Raw genomic sequence first — 1,968 nt, 5'->3', positions numbered from 1 at the left:
GGATTTGGTTTCGGTTTATTGTCATCAGGATTTGGTTTCGGCTTATCCTTTTCTATTACAGTAACTGTTGCTTTTTTAGTTGTACTTGCTCCGTCCTTATCCGTTACTTTAAAGGTAATTGTGTATTTTCCTGCCTTGTCCTTATCAAATCCGCCGTTATCTACAAGCTCAACCTTAGATTTAAGGTCTCCGTCTTCTTTATCCGTAGCTGATACAACAAGGTCTTTAAGGTCTAAATTCTCTCCCTTTTCTATAGTCTTATCTGTAACTTCTAATTTCGGTGCTTCATTGATGACAATAGCATTTTTACTATAAATCGCATAGACCGTCATATCTTCATTTACAACGGTCGTTCCTGTAAAGGCAATTCCTTTACCGTCTTTTTGTGTATTCCATTCTTTGAATGTATATCCGCTCTTAGTTGGATTTTGTGGCATTGACTCATCTGTTAAATCGTCATTGTCAATCGCCTTGCCCGTTTCAACCTTTACCTTTGCATATTCTGCATCCTCATTTATGAATGTAGCTGTCTGTTCTATTATACCGTTGTGTGCGGCTTTTAAAAATATGTCTCCCTCTATCGTATTGGAAATATCTACCAAGTTGGCATTACCTACTCCCCACCTTGCACCTGTATCATCCATATACCATCCGTCAATTAACTTATTTGAACCGTCTGTTGTAAGTCTTGTATTCATCTGCTCGGCAGGGGATAAATTAATCTTACCGTTATAATTAGCAATATCATCTCCTTTAGAAGCTGCAGTGTTATTGGCAATAACAGCTCCTGATTCTAAATTTAACTCCACATCGCCATTTACCGTAATACCTCCGCCCATTTCAATAGCATAATTTCCATTTAAAATAAAACCGTTTTTTATATTGACTTTAGAATCCTCTACAAATAATCCTCCGCCATATACAGCTTCGTTATTTGATATCTTTCCACCTTCCAAGATAATTTCCGAAGGAGCAGAATAAATAGCGACACCACCACCACGAGTATCACCAAGATTTCCGTTTGCAGATATCCTATTCTTTTCAATAGTGCCTCCCCTCATGGTAAAGTTTGCTCTTTCCAAATGCACTCCACCGCCTGCAATAGACATTCCCCAATCATTTTGGGTTTCATTTTCGTAAATACGACCTCCATGCATATTGAATGTACAAGCCTCGGCTACGAGCCATGAAGCTGATGAAACCGCCCCTCCTATTCCGGATTGGGCTTCAGTGGTATTATGATGAATACTGCCTCCATACATATTAAATATCCCATTCTCTATATTTACGGCAGAGCCCGGAGAAGCTCCGTTTGTTTTAAAACCTGTTATTTCAACACCGTCATATATATTTAATGTCCCTGCTTGGTTAGCATATTGACCGTTACCTATTCTAATAGCGGCATCCGAACGAAGTCCATCATCTTTCATGCTTGCAGTAATCGTTAATTTACTCTCGTCAGGACTTTTATCAGCCCCTAATGATAAAATTTTATTCTCCATTACCCCTAGCTGACCGTGTGACTGAACATTACCAAGATCAATTTTATGTCCATTCCCTAAAATTGTAACATTCTCTTTAAAATAACAATCATATCCCGAATCAGCAAAATCTATATCTCCCGTTAATTTTATAATATAATCGTCTGAGGCTTCATTATTAATGGTTTCCACTGCCTGTTTAAGCTCTTCAAAATTAGAAGCTTCAAAAGTCTTCTGCTCCTCAGCCACTCCTTTAAAAGGAATAACTGTAAACATTATTAGAAAAGCCATTATTAAACTCATAAACTGTTTAAACTGTTTTTTCATTGTTTTTATACTCCTTTTTTTGAAAAATTGTAAAAAAATTGGCAAAAGTACATACCTATCCATCAGGTACATATTCCTGCCAACTATAAAAATCTACATCACAAAAAGACAGAATTATTGCTCTGTCTGTCTGTCTGTCTGTCTGTCTGTCTGTCTGTCT

1 protein-coding gene is annotated in these 1,968 nt (G+C 37.2%); it reads right to left on the bottom strand.

Annotated elements, in window-relative coordinates:
• The coding region (locus BM120_RS10635; protein ID WP_207645724.1) for an InlB B-repeat-containing protein at positions 1-1,808 on the bottom strand (1,808 nt) is incomplete at its 3' end.
• Positions 1,809-1,968 lie beyond the last annotated feature (160 nt).

Origin of the sequence: Peptostreptococcus sp. D1 (genome assembly GCF_900112955.1) — a bacterium.
GTDB lineage: Bacteria > Bacillota > Clostridia > Peptostreptococcales > Peptostreptococcaceae > Peptostreptococcus.
The sequence above is the reverse complement of the archived record's forward strand: the minus strand, read 5'-3'. Positions and strand labels throughout refer to the sequence as shown.